At 71.0% G+C, this 21,287-nt stretch carries 18 protein-coding genes and 1 pseudogene; 5 read left to right on the forward strand and 14 right to left on the reverse strand.

The features are described from left to right. Positions 1 to 3: 3 nt before the first annotated feature. Positions 4 to 642, forward strand: a complete 639-nt coding sequence (locus FHR36_RS32840; protein WP_253803306.1) for a hypothetical protein — start codon at positions 4 to 6, stop codon at positions 640 to 642. 29 nt (positions 643 to 671) lie between these two features. Here FHR36_RS32840 and FHR36_RS32845 read toward each other — a convergent pair whose 3' ends face one another. Beyond that, the gene (locus FHR36_RS32845; protein ID WP_253803308.1) at positions 672 to 1,838 is read right to left on the reverse strand and encodes a Rossmann-fold NAD(P)-binding domain-containing protein; all 1,167 of its coding nucleotides are present in this window, start codon (positions 1,836 to 1,838) and stop codon (positions 672 to 674) included. 150 nt (positions 1,839 to 1,988) lie between these two features. On the opposite strand from FHR36_RS32845, the gene FHR36_RS32850 reads away from it, so the two are divergent. Continuing rightward, on the forward strand, positions 1,989 to 5,582 hold the full coding sequence (locus tag FHR36_RS32850; protein ID WP_253803310.1) for a hydantoinase B/oxoprolinase family protein: 3,594 nt from the start codon (positions 1,989 to 1,991) through the stop codon (positions 5,580 to 5,582). Between the two features lie 203 nt (positions 5,583 to 5,785). Here FHR36_RS32850 and FHR36_RS32855 read toward each other — a convergent pair whose 3' ends face one another. The 3 genes and pseudogenes from FHR36_RS32855 to FHR36_RS32865 form a co-directional block, all read right to left on the reverse strand. Beyond that, positions 5,786 to 7,090 carry a PP2C family protein-serine/threonine phosphatase gene (locus FHR36_RS32855; protein ID WP_407660882.1) on the reverse strand — a complete coding sequence of 435 codons (1,305 nt, stop codon included), beginning with the start codon at positions 7,088 to 7,090 and terminating at the stop codon, positions 5,786 to 5,788. Between the two features lie 1,255 nt (positions 7,091 to 8,345). Further along, complete coding sequence (locus FHR36_RS32860; RefSeq protein WP_253803314.1) at positions 8,346 to 8,537, reverse strand: hypothetical protein; 192 nt, start codon at positions 8,535 to 8,537, stop codon at positions 8,346 to 8,348. Between the two features lie 836 nt (positions 8,538 to 9,373). Then, a pseudogene (locus FHR36_RS32865) lies at positions 9,374 to 9,526 on the reverse strand (exodeoxyribonuclease III); the annotation flags it as partial. A gap of 680 nt (positions 9,527 to 10,206) precedes the next feature. Here FHR36_RS32865 and FHR36_RS32870 point away from each other — a divergent pair. Together FHR36_RS32870 and FHR36_RS32875 are read left to right on the forward strand one after the other, a co-directional pair. After that, positions 10,207 to 10,410: a cold-shock protein gene (locus tag FHR36_RS32870; protein WP_230048148.1), complete on the forward strand. Its 204-nt coding sequence runs from the start codon at positions 10,207 to 10,209 to the stop codon at positions 10,408 to 10,410. Between the two features lie 249 nt (positions 10,411 to 10,659). After that, positions 10,660 to 11,010 (forward strand): putative PEP-binding protein, encoded by a 351-nt coding sequence (locus FHR36_RS32875; protein WP_253803316.1) that lies wholly within the window; start codon positions 10,660 to 10,662, stop codon positions 11,008 to 11,010. A gap of 87 nt (positions 11,011 to 11,097) precedes the next feature. Here FHR36_RS32875 and FHR36_RS32880 read toward each other — a convergent pair whose 3' ends face one another. The 10 genes from FHR36_RS32880 to FHR36_RS32930 form a co-directional block, all read right to left on the reverse strand. Then, complete coding sequence (locus FHR36_RS32880; RefSeq protein WP_253803318.1) at positions 11,098 to 12,843, reverse strand: proline--tRNA ligase; 1,746 nt, start codon at positions 12,841 to 12,843, stop codon at positions 11,098 to 11,100. Between the two features lie 361 nt (positions 12,844 to 13,204). Next, positions 13,205 to 15,961, reverse strand: a complete 2,757-nt coding sequence (locus FHR36_RS32885; protein ID WP_253803320.1) for a cation-translocating P-type ATPase — start codon at positions 15,959 to 15,961, stop codon at positions 13,205 to 13,207. Positions 15,962 to 16,160: 199 nt separating this feature from the next. Further along, positions 16,161 to 16,409: a hypothetical protein gene (locus tag FHR36_RS32890; protein WP_253803321.1), complete on the reverse strand. Its 249-nt coding sequence runs from the start codon at positions 16,407 to 16,409 to the stop codon at positions 16,161 to 16,163. A gap of 324 nt (positions 16,410 to 16,733) precedes the next feature. Next, positions 16,734 to 17,099 (reverse strand): hypothetical protein, encoded by a 366-nt coding sequence (locus tag FHR36_RS32895; protein WP_253803323.1) that lies wholly within the window; start codon positions 17,097 to 17,099, stop codon positions 16,734 to 16,736. A 90-nt stretch (positions 17,100 to 17,189) separates the two neighbouring features. Further along, complete coding sequence (locus FHR36_RS32900) at positions 17,190 to 18,089, reverse strand: slipin family protein (RefSeq protein WP_253803325.1); 900 nt, start codon at positions 18,087 to 18,089, stop codon at positions 17,190 to 17,192. A 263-nt stretch (positions 18,090 to 18,352) separates the two neighbouring features. Then, on the reverse strand, positions 18,353 to 18,601 hold the full coding sequence (locus tag FHR36_RS32905; RefSeq protein ID WP_253803327.1) for a hypothetical protein: 249 nt from the start codon (positions 18,599 to 18,601) through the stop codon (positions 18,353 to 18,355). A 52-nt stretch (positions 18,602 to 18,653) separates the two neighbouring features. Beyond that, the gene (locus FHR36_RS32910; RefSeq protein WP_253804110.1) at positions 18,654 to 19,103 is read right to left on the reverse strand and encodes a DUF5994 family protein; all 450 of its coding nucleotides are present in this window, start codon (positions 19,101 to 19,103) and stop codon (positions 18,654 to 18,656) included. Between the two features lie 302 nt (positions 19,104 to 19,405). Continuing rightward, positions 19,406 to 19,654 carry a hypothetical protein gene (locus FHR36_RS32920; protein ID WP_253804160.1) on the reverse strand — a complete coding sequence of 83 codons (249 nt, stop codon included), beginning with the start codon at positions 19,652 to 19,654 and terminating at the stop codon, positions 19,406 to 19,408. Positions 19,655 to 20,095: 441 nt separating this feature from the next. Beyond that, positions 20,096 to 20,263 (reverse strand): hypothetical protein, encoded by a 168-nt coding sequence (locus FHR36_RS32925; protein WP_199923035.1) that lies wholly within the window; start codon positions 20,261 to 20,263, stop codon positions 20,096 to 20,098. Between the two features lie 28 nt (positions 20,264 to 20,291). Further along, positions 20,292 to 20,648 (reverse strand): PRC-barrel domain-containing protein, encoded by a 357-nt coding sequence (locus FHR36_RS32930; RefSeq protein ID WP_253804112.1) that lies wholly within the window; start codon positions 20,646 to 20,648, stop codon positions 20,292 to 20,294. Between the two features lie 270 nt (positions 20,649 to 20,918). Here FHR36_RS32930 and FHR36_RS32935 point away from each other — a divergent pair, with 270 nt between their 5' ends. Next, positions 20,919 to 21,098 carry a hypothetical protein gene (locus FHR36_RS32935; RefSeq protein WP_253803329.1) on the forward strand — a complete coding sequence of 60 codons (180 nt, stop codon included), beginning with the start codon at positions 20,919 to 20,921 and terminating at the stop codon, positions 21,096 to 21,098. The last annotated feature ends 189 nt before the right edge of the window (positions 21,099 to 21,287 follow it).

The following is a 21,287-nucleotide window of genomic DNA, read 5'->3' on the forward strand; positions in this document are numbered from 1 at the left end:
CCGATGTCACGCACCGTTGGCAGTGAACACCGAGCATTCCTCGGCGAGTTGGCCGAACTGGTCCGCCTCGCGCGGACGGCGTTGGAGGGCGCGACTTCGGCGCTGACGGAGCCGGACGGCGCGGCGGACGGGGTCGTCACCGCCGAGAAGGCGCTGTCCGAGCTGTGCGGGCGGATCGAGGAGGACGCGGCCGACACACCGCCGGAGCCCGTGGCGGTCGTGGCCGGCGTCCACGTGGGCAGCGAGGTGGAGTGGCTCGCGTTGCTCGCCCGGCGGCTGCTGGAGATCGCCTGGGCACGGCAGGGGAGCCAGCCGTTTCCCGAACGGGTGCTCGCACCCCTGAGCGGACTCGCCGAGGCGGCCGTCGGCCTGGTCGGCCGGGCGGCCGACGTCCTGACGGAGGGCACGCCCGAGGGTGTCGCGGACCTGCTGTCGGACCTGCACGAGGCGGGCCTGCGCCAGCGGCTGCTGTACGACCTGCTGCTCGCCGATCCCCCTCCAGTGGGTTCCGCCGAGACCGCCGAACTCACCCTGCTGTCCTGCCACTACCGCCAGTGCGCGGAGCACGCCGCTGCCATCGCCAGACCCGTCGTGGTGTTCGCGGACGCCGGAGTGCGTACCCGGCCCGGCGACGAGCCGTAGGCTCCGCCGGCGGCCGGTCGGGGCACCGCCTACGGCAGGCCTGCCGCAGCCGTTGCCTCGGCCAGCAGCCGGGCGGTGGGCCCGTGCCGCACCGTCCCGCGGTGGGTCACCACCATGGCGTCCAGCACCGGGTCGGTCGGATCGACCGTGAGTGGGCCGCCGTGCGTCAGGTGGGCGAGCAGTGCCAGCACGTTGTGGGCGTACGCGAGCGACGCGGTCGTCGGGACCCCGGCGGCGAGGTCACCGGCTCCGATCACCGTCACCCCGTCACCGACCAGCGTCGTGGTGTCCGGCCCGATGCCCTCGATGTTGCCGCCTCCCGGACCCGCCGCCAGGTCGACCAGCACCGACCCCGGCCGCATGGTGGCCACCGTGTCCCGGTCCAGCACCGTCGGCGGCTCGTGGTCCGGCAGATCGAGGGCGGTCAGCACGAGGTCGTGGCGGACGGCGGCCGCCGCGACCCCGCTGCGGAGCACGGAGCGCCGGTGCTCGAGCGCCTCGCGCAGCGCGAGGTCGTCGTCCACCGGGTGCAGGCCGGGCAGGTCCAGCAGCTCGGCCCCGAGCGCGACGGCCTGCGCACGCTCCGGGCCGCGCAACTCGACGACGTGCACCAGGGCGCCGAGCCGGTGGGCGGTGTCGATCGCCTGCAGCCCCGGGTGGCCGGCGCCGACCACCAGGACCCGGACCGGGGCGAACAGGCCGTCCGAGGTGCCCCACGGCGGCAGGCAGCTGCCCAGCCGGGCGGCCGCCAGCAGCACGGCGCGGTAACCGGCGATCCTCCCCTGGGAGGCCGCGGCGTCCATCGGATACGCCGCGGGCAGCCGGGCGGGGGCGAGGTCGAGGCCGATCGAGGTGACCCCGAGGTCGGCCCACTGCCGGACCAGGAAGGCGATCCGCGTGGGACGCACCATCGTGACCAGCACCTGCCCGCGACGCAGCCGCCGCGACGAGTCACCGGTGGGCGGGTGAATGCCCAGCAGCACGTCCGCGTGGAGTAGTAGTTCCGCACGCCCGGTGAGCTCGGCTCCTGCCGCGGTGTAAGCCACGTCGTGATGCCGGGCCCGGGCACCCGCGCCCGCCTCGACGAGGACCTTCAGACCGAGCCGGCCGACGGCCGGTACCAGGTCCGGCACCAGCGCGACGCGCCGCTCACCCGGCACGGTCTCCCGCAGCACCCCCACCGTGGTGGCCACCATGAGCGCGTCACCGCCCTCCGGGGCGCAGCCGAGTCGCCCGTCTCCACCATTGTCCCCGTGTTTTGCGGCTCCCACCCGCCGGTCGGATACTCGACGGTGGGACGCCGCCCGGTGCCCGGCGCGCCGCGCGGCACAGCGGAGGGAGCCGGAATGGCGAGCCGCGGCTGGCAGTTCTGGGTGGACCGGGGCGGGACTTTCACCGACGTCGTCGCGCTGGCCCCGGACGGCCGGCTGCTGACCCGCAAACTGCTCTCGCACGACCCCGCCCGCTACCCCGACCCCGCCATCGCCGGAATCCGCGCCCTCCTGCCGTCCGGCGGTGCACGCGTCGACTCGGTGCGGATGGGTACCACGGTCGCCACCAACGCCCTGCTGGAGCGCACTGGTGAGCCGACCGCCCTGGTGATCACCCGGGGTTTCGCCGACGCCCTGCGGATCGGCTACCAGAACCGTCCGCGGATATTCGCCCGCGAGATCACCCTGCCCGAGCCGCTGTACGCCCGCGTGATCGAGGTGGACGAGCGGATCGCCGCCGACGGTTCGGTGCTGCGCCCACCGGACCTCGAACGGCTCGCGCAGGAGCTGCGCCGGTGTCACCGCGACGGCATCCGCTCGCTCGCGGTGGTATGCCTGCACAGCTACCTGCACCCCGCGCACGAGCAGGCGATCGGCCGACTCGCCGAGCGGCTGGGCTTTCCCCAGGTGTCGCTGTCCAGCGAGGCGAGCCCGCTGATGAAGTTGGTCCCGCGCGGCGACACCGCGGTCGTCGATGCCTACCTGTCGCCCGGCCTGCGCCGCTACGTCCGGCAGGTGGCGCGGGAGTTGAGCGACATCCCGCTCATGTTCATGCAGTCCAACGGCGGCCTCGCCGAGGCCGGCCACTTCCGCGGCAAGGATGCCATCCTGTCCGGCCCGGCCGGCGGCATCGTCGGCATGGTGCGGATGTCCCGACTCGCCGGATTCGAGCGGGTGATCGGCTTCGACATGGGCGGAACCTCCACCGATGTGTCGCACTTCGCCGGCGAGTTCGAGCGGGTGGTGACCACCGAGGTCGCCGGAGTCCGGCTACGGGCACCGATGCTGGCGATCCACACGGTCGCGGCCGGCGGCGGTTCGGTGCTGCGCTTCGGCGGTGGACGGCTGCGGGTCGGCCCCGACTCGGCCGGCGCGGACCCCGGCCCCGCCTGCTACCGGCGCGACGGTCCGCTCACCGTCACCGACGCCAACCTGCTGCTCGGCCGGATCCAGGCGGCCCACTTCCCCCACGTCTTCGGACCCGCCGGCAACCAGCCGGTCGACCTCGACCCGGTGCGGCGCCGGTTCGCCACTCTCGCGGCCGAGATCGCCGCGGACTCGGGCGCGGCCTGCACGGCGGAGCAGGCGGCCGAGGGCTTCCTGCGGATCGCGGTCGGGAACATCGCGAACGCGATCAAACGGATCTCGGTGCAACAGGGCCACGACGTCACCCGATACGCGCTGACCACGTTCGGCGGTGCGGGCGGCCAGCACGCGTGTGCGGTCGCGCAGGCCCTCGGCATCCGTACGGTGCTGGTGCCGCCGATGGCCGGAGTGCTCTCCGCGCTCGGCATCGGCCTCGCCGACACCACCGTCCTGCGCGAGCACGCCGTCGAACGCCCGCTGGCGCAGGAGTCCATGGCCGCCGTGCGGGCACTGGCCGAGAAGCTGGCGGCCCTGGCCACGGCCGAGCTGGTCGACCAGGGGATCGCACCGGAGCGGATCCGGCTGGCGCACCGGGTCAGGCTGCGGTACCAGGGTACCGACACCACGCTGGACACCGCCCTGGCGGAACCCCCCGCGATGACCGACGAGTTCGAGACGCGTCACCGCGCCACCTACTCCTTCCTGATGGACCGTCCGATAGTCGTCGAGTCGCTGGCGGTGGAGGCAACCGGACTCACCGAGCAGCCTGACCTGGAGGCGCTCGGAGCCACGCCGGACGTTGGCGACGGGCCCGTCGAGCCCCGCACCGTCCGGATGTTCACCGGCGGCCGGTGGAGCGACGTGCCGGTACGGGAGCGAGAGCGGATGCGTCCGGCCGAGACCGTCACCGGGCCGGCCCTCATCGCCGAGGCCGGTGCCACGACGGTCGTGGACGACGGATGGAGTGCCACGGTGACGCCGGTCGGCCACCTGCTGGTGGAACAGGTCGGGGACTTCGCGGAACCCTCCGTCACCGCCGAGGCCGACCCGGTCCTGCTGGAGCTCTTCAACAACCTCTTCACGGCGATCGCGCAGCAGATGGGCGCCCGGCTGGAATCGACGGCACAGTCGGTCAACATCAAGGAACGGCTCGACTTCTCCTGCGCGCTCTTCGACCCGGACGGCAACCTGGTCGCCAACGCCCCCCACATCCCCGTCCACCTCGGCTCGATGGGCACCACGGTCAAGGAGGTGCTCCGCCGCCGCGGCCCGTCGATCCGGCCGGGCGACGCCTACGCCGTCAACGACCCGTACCACGGCGGCACGCACCTGCCCGACATCACCGTCGTCACCCCCGTCTTCGACCCGGCCGGGCAGGACATCCTCTTCTTCGTGGCCTCGCGCGGGCACCACGCCGAGATCGGCGGGATCACCCCCGGCTCGATGCCCGCGACCAGCCGGGAGATCCACGAGGAAGGCGTGCTCCTCGACAACTGGCTGCTGGTGTCGGACGGCAGGCTCCGCGAGGCCGAGACACTGCGGCTGCTCGCCGAGGCGCCGTACCCCTCGCGCGACCCGGCCACCAACCTCGCCGACCTGCGGGCCCAGATCGCCGCCAACCGCAAGGGTGTCGACGAAGTCCTCGCGATGATCGACCAGTTCGGCCTCGACGTGGTCCGGGCCTACATGCGCCACGTGCAGGACAACGCCGAGCGGGCCGTGCGCGAGGTGATCGGCGAGCTCGCTGACGGCGCCTACCGGTACGAGACCGACTCCGGCGCGGTGATTGCAGTACGGGTCGAGGTGGACCGCCGACAGCGCACCGCCACCGTGGACTTCACCGGTACCTCCGCCCAGCTCGACGGGAACTTCAACGCACCCTCCGCCGTGGTGAACGCGGCGGTCCTGTACGTCTTCCGTACCCTGGTGGCCGACGACATCCCGCTGAACGACGGCTGCCTGAGGCCGCTGCGGATCATCGTCCCACCCGGCTCGATGCTCGCCCCGCGCTACCCGGCCGCCGTGGCCGCCGGCAACGTCGAGACCTCGCAGGCCATCACCGGCGCGCTCTACGCCGCACTCGGCGTCCAGGCCGAGGGCTCCGGCACCATGAACAACCTCAGCCTCGGCAACGAGGACCACCAGTACTACGAGACGATCGCCTCCGGCTCCGGTGCCGGCCCCGGCTACGACGGCGCCGCCGCGGTCCAGACCCACATGACCAACTCGCGGCTCACCGACCCGGAGGTCCTGGAGTGGCGGCTGCCCGTGCTGCTGGAGCAGTTCGCGGTGCGCCCCGGAAGCGGCGGCGCGGGGCGATGGCGGGGCGGCGACGGAGTGGTGCGCCGGATCCGCTTCCGCGAACCGATGACGGTGAGCCTGCTCTCCGGGCACCGGAGCGTGGCACCCTACGGCATGGCCGGTGGCGCGCCGGGAGGGCTCGGCGCCAACCGGCTGCTGCGGCGCGACGGCAGGACCGAGCCACTGGGCGGCTGTGCGACCGCGGACGTCGAGCCCGGCGACGTGCTGGAGATCGAGACGCCCGGCGGCGGCGGGTACGGCGACCCAGGCCCGGCCGGGTGACCACGGGTGAACCTCACCGCGCAATCGACGCGTTGAGCTGGGCTATCGACCGGGCCCGCACCCGCGGCGCCGTCACCGAGGCGCTCACCGCCCGGCAGGACCCGGTCTCCACCGCCGGTCGTGCAGGTCGGCACCGTTTCCTGCCTGCTGGAGGTGGCCCGGGGCGCCGACAACGGCGTCCTGATTCTGCGGGCATGCTCCAGTCAGCCGGCCGGGGGGACAACTCCCGTAGCAGCCGCAGGATCGTCTGGCTGTGGTGGGGTGCGCAGGGCGAGGACGGCCAGGTCGTCGTGGCCGTCGCCCGGCTGGGCGTCGGCCAACGTGCGGCACAGGTCGTCCAGCGGCAGGCGGGCGTGCGCGGCCGCGATTCGGGCGAGAGCGGTGAGGCCGGCGTCGATGGGGTGGTCGGGGTGCTCGACCAGGCCGTCCGTGAACAGCACGAGGGTGGCGTCGCCGGGGAGGGGGTGCTTGTGGTCGGGTCGTGGCATGTCGGTGTCCACGCCGAGCGGCAGGCCGGGGTCGGCGTGCAGATAGTGGGCGGTGCCGTCGGGGCCGATCACGAGTGGCGGCGGGTGTCCGGCGGTGCTCCAGTGCACTGTCCAGCCGTTCTCGGCGGGCTCGATGCGTACCAGACAGGCGGTGGTGATCGGGTTGTCGGTGATCGCGTCCAGGGTGCGGTCGAGCTGCGTCAGAATCGCGCTGGGTGGGGTGCGGCGGTCGTACAGCAGGGCGCGGAGCATGTTGCGGGTCTGGGCCATGGTGGCGGCAGCCTTGAGGTCGTGACCGACGACGTCGCCGATGACCAGGGCGCAGGCGCCGTCGGGGAGCATCAGGGCGTCGTACCAGTCGCCGCCGACGTGGTCCGGGGCGGCGGCGGGCCGGTACACGGCGGCGGTCTTGAACGGGTCGAGGGCCGGCAGTTGCGGGAGCAGGAGGCGCTGGAAGTATTCGGCGTTGGCGCGGACCTGCCGGTAGAGGCGGGCGTTCTCGATCGCGAGGCCGGCTGCTCCGGCGAGCGCTACGACGATGTCCTGGTCGTGGCGGTCGAAGGGCCGGCCGTCGCGTCGCTCGGTGAGGTACAGGTTGCCGTAGACGCGTCCGCGGGAGGTGATCGCCACCCCGAGCAGGGCCTGCATCGGCGGGTGGCCGGGCGGGAAGCCCACCGACTGTGGGTGGGCGCCGATGTCCGCGACGCGCAGCGGTTCGGGGTGCTCGATGAGGTGCCCCAGGAGTCCGCGGCCGTGGGGAAGCGCTACTCCTGCGAGGTCCGATGTCTCCCGGTCGCTCAGCCCGACGGGGATGAAGTCCTCCAGGCGTTCGCCGTCCTCGCTGAGCACGCCGAGCGCGCCGTAGCGGGCGTCGACCAGGCCCATCGCCGTGCTGATCAGGCGTCTTAGCACGACCGGGAGGTCCAGCTCCCGGCCGACCGCCATCACGGCATCCAGCAGGTCCTGGAAACGGCGCTGGGCATGGGCCAGGTCCCGCAGACGCTCGACGATCCGGTCCATCTCGTCGTCGACGTGATGGCCGGGGTCGGGAACATCCGGCCGCGCAGATCCATCCTCCGGATCCATCAAGCCCGCCCTCGGATGGTGTGCTGGACGACTACCACCCCAGGCGACGCGTCGCCGTGAACACGCCGCAACCTGCCCACACACCTGCTCCGGTTGGCGGTGGTGGTCACGCGTCAGTCCAGCCCGCGGCAGGGTCCCTGCCATCGGTGCCGAACGGAGGGAAGGCCTCGGCGAGAATCGCCGCGAGGTGGCGCTTCTCGACCCCCGCCTCCCGAGCCGCCCGAATCGGTGCGGCAATATCGCCGGGCAGACGACCCGCCGGGACCGGCGCCCAGCCGCCCGCGTCGTCCGGTCCCACGGAAACACGGCCGGTCATAGGCGTGCCCCTGACGCCGGGCATGCCGGCTCGTGCCACGAGGTGGTCACCACCGCCCCGCCCGGCAGCAGGTGCTCACTGCTCCAAGTCCGGCAGCAGCACACAGTCGGACACGGGTCGGACCGTGCCGCCGGAGCGGTTGAATGAGCTGACGTAACGGACGCGGCGGCATGTGCGGGCCGCCGGCGGCGCCGGCCGCCCGTAGTAGGTCTCGTCACTACCGCCCTGTCCCACGCCCCGCGCCTGCCTAACCGCGAACCACCCGAACGGAGGCAGGCAGGGCCTCTCGCAGCTCGTGTGACTCGTCGCAGAGTGCTGAGCATCGCACCGCTACGAGGCTCAGCAGGTCGGCACCTCACGGTCAGTCGATCGCGAACCAGTCTCGGACCAGGGTCAGGTGGTCGATGTAACGCTCGCCGGAGACGTCCACGACGACCTCGTCGACCGTATCTCCGGTGAAGTGGAACGGCCCCCTGGTCGTCGGGCGTGACGGGCGAGGCGTCGTCGCGGCCCACGCAGATCCCGTTCCCGACGACGCAGAAGTAGCCGGGCTGGGCTGCCCAGCTCGTCGACGTGTTCCAGGGACAGTTCAGTCGGCGCGGGCGCGCCGTTGAAGAACCGTCACTTGTTGTTCTGTCAGGCCCGTCCCTCGCCGCTGCCGCCGTTGTCCGAGACGGCCCTGGTGATCGTGTTGTCGAGCTCGCCGACGGCCTCCAGGAAGTCGATCAGCCGGCCGAGCTGGCGCGTCGCTGTACGAGACGTAGCCGGCGAAGACCTCGGCCATCCTGATGAAGAGCCGCTGCTCGCCCGCGCTGAGCGTCTCCCAGGGCCGGACGGTGTCGAGCCTCGGCCACGGCTGCCCGTTCGGGCCGGTCACGTTCGCTCCCCGTGGGGGTTGATTGCGGACAGCTCGGTGTCCTCCGGCAGCAGGCCGAGCTCCTTCTGGCGCCGGAGGATCTCTGGCCGGATCGCCTCGTAGCCCTCGTCGAACACATCCTTGTATGCGTCGGCCCATTCCTTGAGGACGTGGTGCGGGGCGTGGGCCGCGTCCAGCGCCAGGGACATGAAGAACGGTTTCTCGGGCTCGACGACCTCGGCGTCGCGTATGAACTCGATGGCCTAGTCGGACGGGTCCTTGGCGATGTGGTCGGTGTCAGGCGCGCTGCAGGCGCGGCCACGGCGACCCCTGGGTCGGGATGCCTGCACGCACCTCAAACGGAGCATTCGACCGGCGGGCAGGAGCGTGTCGCGAGCACAGCGCGCGGTGCGGGCGGCGGGAGCAGGGCAGGGTATCGATATGCCGGAGCGCCGTTTTCGCCGCCGCGTTCGTGTCCGTGCCGTTGCGCGTGGTGGCACGCGCGTCGTCCACCGCGATCGTGAGCGGAGAGGCAGACCGGTGCTTCGGCGTTCCCCGCCGCGCAGCGTCGTGAGAGTGCCGATCATGAGGGAGCCGCCGTCGGAGCGGTCCGCGGCCTGCTGCTCGGCTACCCGAACCCGCCAGATCCTTGAGGGCGGGACGGTCGTCATACTCCTGCGCCATCTGGCAGGCTGCCCGGTCTGGTCAGTACGCTGAGCTCCCCCGGGGGCCCGTATCTGTGGCGGTCAGCCCACCACTGCTCCAGTCGCCGCCGGTGCCCTCCTCCTGGTCGCCGTCGGGACCGACAGACTGTCCTCCAAGGCGGTGGAGTGCCAGTGGCCGGCCGACGTGTTCGCCGAGTAGATCGAGCACCCCGAGCAGTATGAGGTCGGTTGCGGCCTCAGCCGACTCGTCCCACCAGCCACCGCTTCGACCACCTTCCGATGTGGGTGGCTCGGAAGCGGCGGTGAAGGGTTGGCGTTCGGTGTTATCGGTTGTGGCGACCCGCGCGGTTTCCTGCGCTCCGTGGCGCTTGGTCACTGAGTCAGAACTTGTGGTCGAAGACCGCCGTGACCGGTGCGTGATCGGACCAGCGTTCAGCGTGGGTGGCGGCGCGCTCGACGTGGGCGTCGGTGCAGCGGGCGGCGAGGCCCGGGGTGGCGAGCTGGTAGTCGATGCGCCATGCCGCGTCGTTGTCGACCATGCCGACGGGACAACGATGTTCGGCTCGGCCTGTAGCAGCTTCACCCCGCTTGCCGCGCGGCCCGGAATCAGTGGCAGTACCACGAATGTCGGCACGAACACCACCACGACGGGCAGCGGGGCCCAGCAGGCGAGCCAAGGCGAGGTAGGAGTGGGACCCACTGCACCCCGGAGACTGCACAGTGGCCGTGGTCGAAGCCGACCGGCGCGCCGAACCGAGCCGCCTGCTCGGCCGCCGATGCGCATGAGTGCGGTTCGGCGACAAGTCCACCAGACAGACAGGCATGTGCACCATGGCGCTCGGTTCTCGTGAGCCGCTGGTACTGGTCATCGCTCTCCTCCGAGGTCGGCTCCTCTCCCAGGGGCTGCCAGTGTGAGGCGTCCCGCACCTGTTCTGCAGCGGCGTCCCGCTCGTGTCCGCGACCGCCGGTGGCGCGAGCCGACCGCGGCGCGTACGTCGCCACAGCCGCGCCGCGCCGCGTCGTGTCGGTTCGGCTCCCTGGCCGCGGGGGCCACTGCGGTGTACCGTCTTGATCAAGCAGTCGTGGTTCCGAAGTTCTCGCCCGCGGTCACATGCCGTGGGCGTTCTTGCTGTTCAACGCCTCTCCGGACCAAGGCGATCACCTCCCGGCCCGCACCAGCGGGACCCGATCAGTTCCCACGAAGGAGAAGCGCATGGCTACTGGCACTGTGAAATGGTTCAACGCCGAAAAGGGCTTCGGCTTCATCGAGCAGGACGGCGGCGGCCCCGACGTGTTCGCCCACTACTCGAACATCGACGCCCAGGGCTTCCGTGAACTCCTGGAGGGCCAGAAGGTCACCTTCGACGTCGTGCAGGGCCAGAAGGGCCCGCAGGCGGAGCACATCCGCCCCGCCTGACAGCAGCGCATGAGCGGGCGCCCCGCACGTACCAACGTGCGGGGCGCCTCTGCGTCTCCGCTGGCACACGAGTCGCGCCCTCTTCGCCGTCGCCTGCCACCTGATCGGTGCCGTGAGCAAGGATTTGGCCTTGGGACTGCGACAAGTGCTTTTACGCCTCGCTGTCGGCGATGCCGCCGCGGTCGTCTGCCGTGCCGGGGACGTTCTGGCTGACGTGGCGCGCCGTCAAGGGGGCTGAAGGTGTACGTCATGGCGGAGATCCCGGCCAACGTGATCCTCGCGGCGGAGTTCGCCGAACGGTTCGACGGCTTCTCCATCGGCAGCAACGACCTCACCCAGCTCACCCTGGGCGTCGACCGTGAATCCGACGCCCTCGCGCACCTCTTCGACGAGACCGATCCTGCCGTCAACCGGAGCATCGAGACCCTGATCGCCACGGCGCGCGCGGTCGGCCGCCCGGTGGGGCTGTGCGGCCAGAGGCCCAGTGACGACCCGGCGTTCACCCGATTCCTGGTGAGTGCCGCGCTCGACTCGATCTCGGTGGCGCCGGACAGCTTCGTGGCCGTGAAGGAGCACGTGGCCGCCGCCGAACGGGCCTGACGGCACGTGCCAGGCCGCGGGTGGCACAGGCGGGATTCGCCGGCCGGAGGCTGCCGGGGCAGGTGCTGGACGGCCGGGGGCCGGTGATCAGGGGCGGGGAGCGGTCCGTTGCCTCCGATCGCGGGTCCGCAGGGCCGAGTCGACGGTTCTGCGCACCTCGACGGCGATCTCCTCAAGGGGAATCCGCCGCGTCTCGGCCGATGCCCGTTCGGTCAGCTCCACCACCCCGTCGGCGAGTCCGCGTTTGCCGACGGTGACGCGCAGCGGGATGCCGACGAGTTCGGCGTCCCGGAATTTGACGCCGACCCGCTCGGAGCGGTCGTCGATGATCGTGTCCACCCCGCTGGCGAGCAGTTGCCGGTAGACCTGCTCACCGGCCGCGTCGGTGGCCTCGTCGTCGGGCTGGGCCACCACGACGACCGCCTCGAAGGGAGCGACGGCCATCGGCCAGACGATTCCCTTGTCGTCGTGGTGGCACTCGACGGCGGCTGCCATCGACCGCTCGATGCCGATGCCGTAGCAGCCCATGATGACCTTCCTGGGGCTCCCGTCGGCGTCCAGGACGGTGAGGCCGAAGGCCTCGCTGTACTTGTAGCCGAGTTTGAAGATGTGGCCGACCTCGATCGTCTTCTGGACCTGCAGCGGCCGTTCGCACCGCACGCAAGGTTCCCCGGAGGCGACCTCGCGCAGGTCCGTCCACCTGGAGACGGCGATGTCCCGCTCCAGGTCGACGCCCCGCAGGTGGACACCGTCCTCGTTGGCGCCGGTGAACATGTCCCTGCGGCCCCGCAGGGCCTCGTCCGCGAGGATGGTCACCGACGCCACCCCGACAGCGCCGAGGCTTCCCGGTAGGGCGCCGAGGGCTTCTCGGATCTCCTCGGGCCGGGCGGGCCGCACCGTGCCGACGCCGCCGGCATCCGCGAGCTTCTGCTCGACCAGCGCGTGGTCGCCGCGCAGGAGGACGATGGAGAGCTGCCCGTCCAGGACGTAGACGAGGGTCTTCACCTGGCGCTCGGCGGACGCGTCGAAGCGCGCGGCCAGGTCGTCGATCGTCCGCACACCGGGGGTGTCGAACGGCTCCGGCGCGGGCAGGCCCGGACCGTCCGCGATCGCGGTGAGCCGGGAGGTGGCCCTTTCACTATTGGCCGCGTAACCGCACGAGGGGCAGTGGACGACGAAGTCCTCACCGGCCTCGGCCGGGCACATGAACTCCGTCGACGTGGCCCCGCCCATGCTGCCGCTGGACGCCTCCACCGGGATGGCCGGAATCCCCAGTCGCGCGAAGATCCGCAGGTAGGCCTCACGGTGCAGGTCGAACGACCGGTCCAGGCCCTCCTGCGTGAGGTCGAAGCTGTAGGAGTCCTTCATCGTGAACTCCCGGGTCCGTAGCAAGCCGCCCTTGGCGCGGGGCTCATCACGGAACTTGGTCTGGAACTGGTACCACGTCTGCGGCAGTTCGCGGTACGACTTCAGCTCGGTGGCGAGCGACGTGAAGATCTCCTCGTGCGTCATGCCCAGCGTCAGTTCGGCGCCCTTGCGGTCCTTCAGACGGAACATCTCTTCCCCCATGGCGTCCCACCGGCCGCTGCGCCGCCACACCTGCGCCGGGTGCATTGCCGGCAGGGAGAACTCCTGCGCCCCGATGGCGGTCATCTCCTCCCGGATGATGGTGACGATCTTCGACCGCACCCGGACGGCGAGCGGCAGCAGCGAGTAGTGGCCCGCCATGAGCTGCCGGATGAATCCGGCGCGAAGCAGGAGCTGGTGGCTCGGAGCGTCGGCCTCCGCCGGGTTCTCGCGAAGGGTCGGGATGTGTGTCTGGGACCAGCGCATGGCCGGCAGCTTTCGCTCGACGGCCGACGGGTCTGCCGCGGCCGTTTCCAGGGGATCTTCGACAGGAGACGGATTGATGCGTTCCGAAGGTTCGTCGGCGGTTGTCGGTGACTCCAGTGGACCCGCATCCGCAGGCCAGGTGCGGCCCGCCCCCTTCGATGGTGCTCCCTGCCCGAGACATCCGGCGACGCGAGTGCCGGAGACCAGCCCGAGCATCCGGCCTGCTCCGGTGTCCGCTGAGATCGTGGTCCAGCCCGGCGCCCTCACTGGCACTGAGCCGTTCCGTGGTCGCCGGTCACGCCCTTGCAGGTGCGACGATCGGCGACGTGAGTGCGATCCAGGGGCGCGCGCAGCGTCGAGGCTATTGCCCTTGGGGGGAACGGGAGCTGTGTCGTCGGATCAGGTAACGGCGGAGCTCGTCGGCGCCCCAGACGATGAAGGGGTAGGGCAGAAGGAACAGCAGGTCGCTCGCCGGGAGGGCGGCGGTGCCCAGGAGCTTCTGGAACGGCGGGGTGTAGACGAAGACGGCTGCGAGGAGGAGCTCGCCGGCGATGGCGGCGAGGAGGTAGCGGTTGGACAGTACGCCCACGGAGCGGAGCGAGGCGCGGGTGGTTCGGACGGCGAAGGCGGTGCCGATCTGCCCGGCGATCATGCCGAGGAAGGTCATGGTCGTGGCCTGCTGGTAGGCGTGGTGCAGGGGCTGCCCCGGCTCGGTCGGGTCGCCGGGGGTCCAGCCGGCTCGGGTGAGGACGAAGAAGAAGCCCGTCATCTGGAGTGCCGCGACGATGGCGCCGAGGAAGAGCCAGGCGCGGAGAAGCATCGGGCCCTGGATGACGCCTTCGGATCCGGGCCGGGGCGGGCGGTCCATGAGCCCGGGTTCGGCGGGTTCGCGGCTGAGGGCGAGGGCGGGGAGCGTCTCGCTGCCGACGTCGAAGGCGAGGAGCTGCAGGATCGTCAAGGGGAGGGGGATGCGGCCGCCGCCGAGCGCGAAGAAGAGGAACGGCATCACCTCGGGTGTCGCGTGGGCGAAGATGTAGATGATGAACTTGCGGACGTTGTCATAGATCCGGCGGCCGTCGCGTACCGCGGTGGCGATCGACGCGAAGTTGTCGTCGGTGAGCACCATGGTGGAGGCCTCGCGGGCGACGTCGGTGCCGGAGCGGCCCATGGCGATGCCGATGTCGGCGCGGCGCAGCGCCGGGGCGTCGTTGACGCCGTCGCCGGTCATGGCGACGACGTGTCCCTCCTCGCTCAGTGCGTCGGCGATGCGGAGCTTGGCCTCCGGGGAGGCGCGGGCGAAGACGATGTCGGGCGTCCGGCTCACGAGGGCGCGTAGTTCCGTGTCGCCGAGCTCCTCCAGCTGCTGGCCGCTGATCACACTGGGGTCGCTGCCAGTGATGCCGACGCGTCGGGCGATCGCGGCCGCGGTGAGCGGGTGGTCGCCGGTGATCATGATGATGCGGATGCCGGCGGTGCGGCAGTCGCGTACGGCTTCGGCGACTGCGGGGCGGGGCGGGTCGAGCATGGCGATCAGTCCGGCGAAGCACAGGTCGGTCTCGGCGTCGCTCCGTCGGTGCGGTGGCCGGCGGTCGGGGGGCAGTTCCCGTTCGGCCAAGGCGAGCACGCGCAGGCCGTCGGCTGCGAACGCGTCGACCTGGGCGGCGATGCGCTGCCGGTCGGAGTCGGTGAGCGGCAGCTGCCTTCCTTGGGCGGCGAGGAACGTGGTGCAGTGCGGCAGGAGTGCTTCGGGTGCTCCCTTGGTGCGGACGGCGAGCCGGCCGTGGTGTCGGTCGATGGTCGACATCAGCTTGAGTTCCGGGTCGAAATGGAACTGCCAGCACCGGTCCGACTCGCGCTCGGTGGCTGCGAGACCGGCACCGAGCTCGCGGGCGGCGAGCAGGACGGCGATCTCGGTGGGATCGCCGCTGGGCTCCTCACCGGGTTCGAGGCGGGCGTTGTTGCAGGTGGCCGCGATCCGCCCGACCGTGACCTGGACCGGGTCGGCCGGGATGTCGCGCCCGAGCGCCGCGGCATCGTCCAGGTCGACGAGGCCCGAGGCGGTCCACACACGGGTGGGACGCATCCGGTTCTCGGTGATGGTGCCCGTCTTGTCCGTGCAGATGACATCCGTCGAACCGAGGGTCTCCACCGCGCTGAGCCGTTTGACGAGGGCACCGCGCGCGGCGAGCGCCCGGACCGCCACGGCGAGCGCGAGAGTGATGACGGGCAGGAGCCCCTCGGGGACCATGCCAGCCAGCAGACCGGCGGCGAAGACTACGGAGTCGACCAGCGACAGGCCGATGCCGAACGCGGCCAGCGGGATGAAGGCGAGTGCCAGGGACACCGAGACGATCGCGATCAGCCAGGCGACCCGGCGCACCTGGCGCTCAAGTGGGCTCGGCTCCTGCTTGACCCGCTCGGAGAGCGCGGCGATGCGGCCGAGCTCGGTGTTCATCCCGGTGGCGAAGACCACGCCGTGCGCCTCGCCGCCCGTGCAGCTGGTGCCGCTGAAGACGAGATCGTGCGCCGTGAGCACGGGAACGTCCACGTCCAGGATCGCGGCCGAGCGCAGCGTGGTCACCGACTCTCCGGTCAACGCCGACATGTCGACCTCGATGGCCCCTTGCAGTAGGCGGATGTCGGCGGCGATCCGGTCACCCGCCTCGATGACGACGATGTCGCCCGGGACCAGTTCGGTGGCGTCGATCTCCCGGGGGACACCGTCCCGCAGGGCCTTCGCGCGTTGCGGGATGTAGGCGGCCAGCGCCTCGACCGCGTGCTCGGCGTGCACCTCCTGGACGAACGCGAACGCGGCGTTGAGGAAGATGATCAGCACGACCGCGACCGCCACCACGAACGAGCCCACCGCCGTGAGCAGCGCCGCGGCGAGCCACAGCAGCAGCGCGAGCGGGTGCGTGAACTGGCGCGCAAGCTCCCCCGGCCAGCGTCGGCCGCCACGCCTGCGCAGTTCGTTGCCGCCGTACTGCAAATGCCGCTGCTGCGCCTCGACCGAGGTCAGTCCGGCTCGCGAACTGTGCAGATCGCGCAGGAGCAGCTCTGCCGCCTCCTCAGGATCGAGCCCAGGCGGCCGCACCCACGTTTCGTGTCGACTCTTCACGGAACAGACGTTAGGTCCGGCTCAAAGCCCGCCGGCGGAACGACACCTCAGGCCGAGCCTTGTGGCTGCCCGTGCAGCCTGGGGGAGGGAGGCAGCACACGCCGGCGGCTGGGGGGTGCTCCCGATCGCGCCACCTGTGCTCGCGCAGCAGGATGGAAGGAGTGACCGCGTGAGGAGGTCGAGATGGCGGGCGATCTGCTCAGCTGAGCACGCCGAGTGCGCCGTAGCGGGCGTCGACCAGGCCCATCGCGGTGGTGATCACCCGGCGGAGCACGACCGGCAGCTCCAGGTCCCGGCCCACCGACATCACCGCGTCCAGCAGGTCCTGGAAACGGCGCTGGGTGTGGGCCAGGTCCCGTAGACGTTCGACGATCCGGTCCATCTCGTCGTCGATTCGATGGCTGCGGTCGGAAACGTCCGCCCACCCGGATCCATCCTCCGGATCCACCCGGCCCACCTTCGATTCCCCTGCTGGACGGCCGCACCTTCGACGCGTCGTGCATCCAGGAGACGGACGCATCGGCGCGTCGTGCTGATTTCAACCGTAGGCAGGCTCGTCGCCGATCGCTACTGCGACGGGCGCCGCCGATCCTCGGCCGCCGCGGCATCACTCGGCCGATCTCCCGCGGTGGGGTGGCCACGGTTCTCGACCTGAGCGGCCGCGGTGGGTGATCGGGAGGGGTGCCGTAGCCTGTGCGGACTCCGCTACGCCCGGCGGTGCTCCCACGCCCGCCCAGTGACGTGCGACCACGCCCTCCGCTCGGCCGTGTCGTCAGCGGTGCCACCGTCGTTGCTCTGCCATCCGGCGCCGGATGACGACCAGGTCGATCACCGCGACGACCGTGGACACGGCGCACAGCACGGCGAGGCCCGTGAAGAACGCACGGTCGGCGCGCGGTGCGGGGAGTGCGTTCGTCGCGAGCAACGTGAAGACGATGGTCCCGAGCAGGAAGAACGGGACGAAGATTCTTCCGAGTAGTCGTCGGGCCGGCAGATCACTGCGCGCCCAGCGTGGCTCGGTGCCGACGTGCCGCCACCGCCGGGCGGCGGCCCGCGAGCGGTGGTCGGCCGCCACGGCTTTCCAGCGCTCGACGAGGCGGCGCGGCCCGTGGTGCGGTGTGTGGAACGGCTGCGTCATCATCTGGATGGTCTTCCGTACGGTGTGCTCCGCGCGTCGCCCGGTGAACGCCGCGCGCCCTCGGCCTCGGGCGGGGGAGGACGGTGGTGTCTACGGGATCCCGGTCACCCTGTTGGGTACCGGTACGTGAACGGGGTCGGGCGCAGGCAGGTGAACGGGTTTGGCCGCGAGCTGGGCGTCCGGGGTGTCCTGGGGCGGCTGTGGTGCGGGAGCGGCGGCCGCGGTCGCCTCGCGGGAGAGGAAGGAGCCGAGTTCGCCGATGGTGCTCATCAGGGGTGCGGGGAAGACGACGGTGCTGTTCTTGTCGACGGCGATCTCGACGAGGCTCTGAAGGTTGCGCAGCTGGAGGGCGAGCGGGTGGGCCATCATCGTGTCGGAGGCTTCGCCGAGTGCGGAGGCGGCCAGGGCTTCTCCCTGTGCGCTGATGATCTTGGCGCGCTTCTCCCGCTCGGCTTCGGCCTGCTTGGCCATTGCGCGTTTCATGGTGTCGGGCAGTTGGATGTCCTTGAGTTCGACCAGGGTGACGTCCACGCCCCATTCGGTTGTGGTGACGTCCAGGATCTGGCGGATGTCCAGGTTGATGCGGTCGGTCTCGGAAAGGGTTTCGTCCAGGGTGTGCCGGCCGACGACCTTGCGGAGGGTCGTTTGGGCGATCTGGTTGATCGCGGAGCTCACGTTCTCGATGGCGATGACCGACTTGATGGCGTCCACGACGCGGAAGTAGGCGACGGCGGAGACATCGACGCTGACGTTGTCGCGGGTGATGATGCCCTGGGACTGGATCGGCATGGTGACGATCCGCAGCGAGATGTGGTGCATGACATCGGCGAACGGGATGATCAGGCGCAGTCCCGGGTCGCGTGCTCCGATGATCCGGCCGAACCGGAAGACGACCCCCTTCTCGTACTGGCGGACGATGCGGATCGACATCGCGAGCCCGATCAGGACCAGGATGACGAGCACCACCAGGACTGCGATCACGGCGGTCATTTCGGCTCCCTCCGATGGCGGACCTGCGGCAACAGCCAGGCCCGGGAACGCGTCGCCAGGAGCAGAGCGACCGGGAGGCGCGGGGCCGGTCTTCGGCCCTACCGCGAGCCTGCCCCGCACCCGGAGCGAGCGACAGGGCCGAAGGGGCCTAATGCCGTCGTGACCGGCCCACAACGTATGCAACATCTCCCGCACCGACGGGTCGGCGATGGAGTCCCCGGGACGCAACCGTTGCCCCAACACCGGACCGGAGCGGATCGTCGTCAGTACTCGGAGCCGCTTCGCAGGTAGGTGCCCGCGATTTGGAGCCACGCTCCGGGGCTGAAGCACGTCTCGATCCGGTGCGGCGTGTCCTCGAAGACCCTCAGGACGCGCAGCGCACCGCTCGGGTGCAGGTCGTACTCGAAGGTGACGCCGTCGTCCGTGCCGTCCTCGTACTGCAGGTCCAACGGCCCCTTTGACGGCTCCGCCGGCGCCCGAGCGTCGGCCGAGAGCTTCACGTAGACGGACATCTCTGCGTCCCGCCTTCCTGTCTGCCCCGAGGGGCCTGTGGGGCCGGTCCACTCAGGTCGCTTCGCCCAGTGGCTCGGATCCGATGCCGGTGGCGACGAGGATCTGCCGTGCCGAGTCGGTTCCGCCGGCCTCGACCGCGCGTGCCATCGCGGCCAGGGCCGCCTCCCGGCTCGCCTGCGGGGGGACGACGAGCAGGCTGAAGTGATCGCGGTCGCCGCGCGTGACGATCACCGTGTCGTCACCGACCGGGTACCGGTCGATGTGCACCGACCGGCCGTCGACGACCAGCCGGGCCGACACGTCGTCCCAGGCTTCGGCGTCCAGCCCGAGGCTCACCACGGAGCCGAGATGTTCGGTCAACGCCCTCATCAGACCGGGTAGTTCGGCGCCGGCGTCCCGTGAACGCGGCCACCACGCGCCGTCGAGGACGCTCTCACGCGACTGCGTGCTCTCCAGACGCAACAGGACCGTCCCCGGCTTCGCGGCCTGCCGGAACCCGATCCGGCCGGTCGGGAGAGCTGGCGCGGGGGCCGGCTCTCTCCGCGCCACTCGATCAGTAAGAGGGTGGCGTCGTCGCTCGGGCGACCGCCCCGCTTCTCCTTCAGGACATGCGAGAGCGCGCGCACGACGGCGCCCATCCCGACCTGCGAACGCTCGACACGTCGACCCAGCCGATGAGCTGCTCCTCCCCGAACTGCTCCCCGCCGGGCTCGCACTCCTCGACCAAGCCGTCGGCGGAGCACAGGACCCGTCGACCCCCGCACCGCCCGGCACTGCGCGAGGCCCGCTCGCCGCGGGCTTTTCTACGGCCACTCCGCGTGCCCGGCGGCGGAGTTCTCCGATCCGCCCGCTTCCCAGACGTCGGCGACAACGCGTGCCGGTCGCATCGGACCCTGATCGTCCCCGCTCTGCTTCACGGCCGTGTCAACCAGGAACTCGGCGTACTCCTGCGCAGTTCCATCGAAGTCGCCCTCGGCGTGCTCACCATGCCGCGTGGTGATCTCCACGTCTTCTTCCGAGAGCACACGCACACGCGATCGGTATTTCGCCATCTCGCCCTCCGATTAACTGCCCTCCTGACCGTACAGCCGGTGTTCGTCCGTTGCTCGACGAGTGGCCCGGAAACGTGAGCCCATGCCCACGGCGAGGCTCGGCGCCTCGGGTGTGGAAAGCGGTCTCGGCCTGGTTGACGCGTTCTAGGGCATGAGGCGGGAACGACACCCGAGATCCGTCCTCCAGAGGGACGTGCAGTCATCCGCGTTCATCGATGCGAACAATGCCTTGACCGACTCGCCCGGCGGAACGCCGGGGCCGACGTCGCCCCCCGCCGGCATCCGAGCGGAGCACTGCGGATCCTGCGCGTCTTCGAGGACACTCCGCATATGGTCGGGCGCACTTCAGCCCCGTGGCGTGGCTCCAGGTCGCGGGCACCCATGTGCGAAGCGGATCCCCCCACTGATCCGTGGACCGGGCTGTCGGTGCCGCGGCGGATTTCAGCGGTTGGGGGAGCGGCCGCCGTGCCGGAACCGGACGGCGGAGACGATCACGGCGATGATCAGTACAGCGATGCCGATGAAAAGCAGGTAGAGCAGGCCGTGGGTGACCACGCCGACGATGCCGAGCACGATTGCCAGGATGATCAGGAACAGCACCAGTGCCATCTTCGATCTCCTTCGGTGTCCGCCGGTCCTATCGGCGTGCCAGGCGGCGTTCACCGCCCGCGGCCGGGGCGTAGTCCAGTTCGTAGTGGGCGAAGATCGCCGCCTCGTCCTCGGCCGGCAGTATGCCGTCGGTGTCGATGGCCGGCGCCTTCTTGACCCGGCTCTTGGGCCAGGCGACCTGCAGATGGCCTGGGCCGACCCGCGAGTGGGCGAGGGGGACGAAGACCAGGCGGCGGCGCGTGGGCAGCCCGACCGTGACGGTGGCGAACGAGGGCTGGTCCGTTGCGGTGTCGACGTAGACGGACTCCAGCGTGCCGATCTTGTGGCGGTCGGCATCCACCACGTCGTGGCCGCGCCATTCCCGGATGTCACCCGCTTCGAACATCAGCAGCCTCCGACTGTCTGTGGGCATCTCCCATTCTTCCTTCGGCGCGTGCCGCCGTCACCTGCCCGGTGTGCAGGAAGGGACTCGGTACGACCACTGGCCGCGCTTTCGGCGCTGGTGGAAGCCGTCCGGTCGCCGGTGGCCTGTCGGGCGCCTACGGTCGTGTTCTGACACGGCCCGTCGTTGCGGGAGGCCAGGATGGGGTACTACCGGTGGATTCTCCGGACAGAGGACGACGACGGCCGCTGGTGCCAGCAGGACGGCGCTCCCATGCCGAACCCCCTGGAGTACGACGGGCCGCCCCAGCAGGCGGCGAACCACCTGCGGGACGTGTTCGTCCGCACGCTCTCCAGCCCCGCTCCCGGCCCCCGTGCGATCACGGTCCGGGTCTGGGAGGGCCGCCATTCGGTCGGCGAACCCCAGGCCGAGACCGAGTGGTCCCGCGAGTAGCCGGACCACCCGCTACCAGGCCACCAGGAGGACGGGCCGCGGTTCGCCGCATCACCGATGCCTGCATCGAAGGTGAATCAGCGCGGGACGGCTCCGGTCATCGACTGCGAGGCCGCCGTGGTTGCAGGGTTCCCCGGGGCCCGTGCGGCGGCGCATGTCCGGGCGAGGTCTGCGCACCTGCCCGCTGGA

This window comes from Kitasatospora cinereorecta, from assembly GCF_024172095.1.
Taxonomy (GTDB): Bacteria; Actinomycetota; Actinomycetes; order Streptomycetales; family Streptomycetaceae; genus Kitasatospora; species Kitasatospora cinereorecta.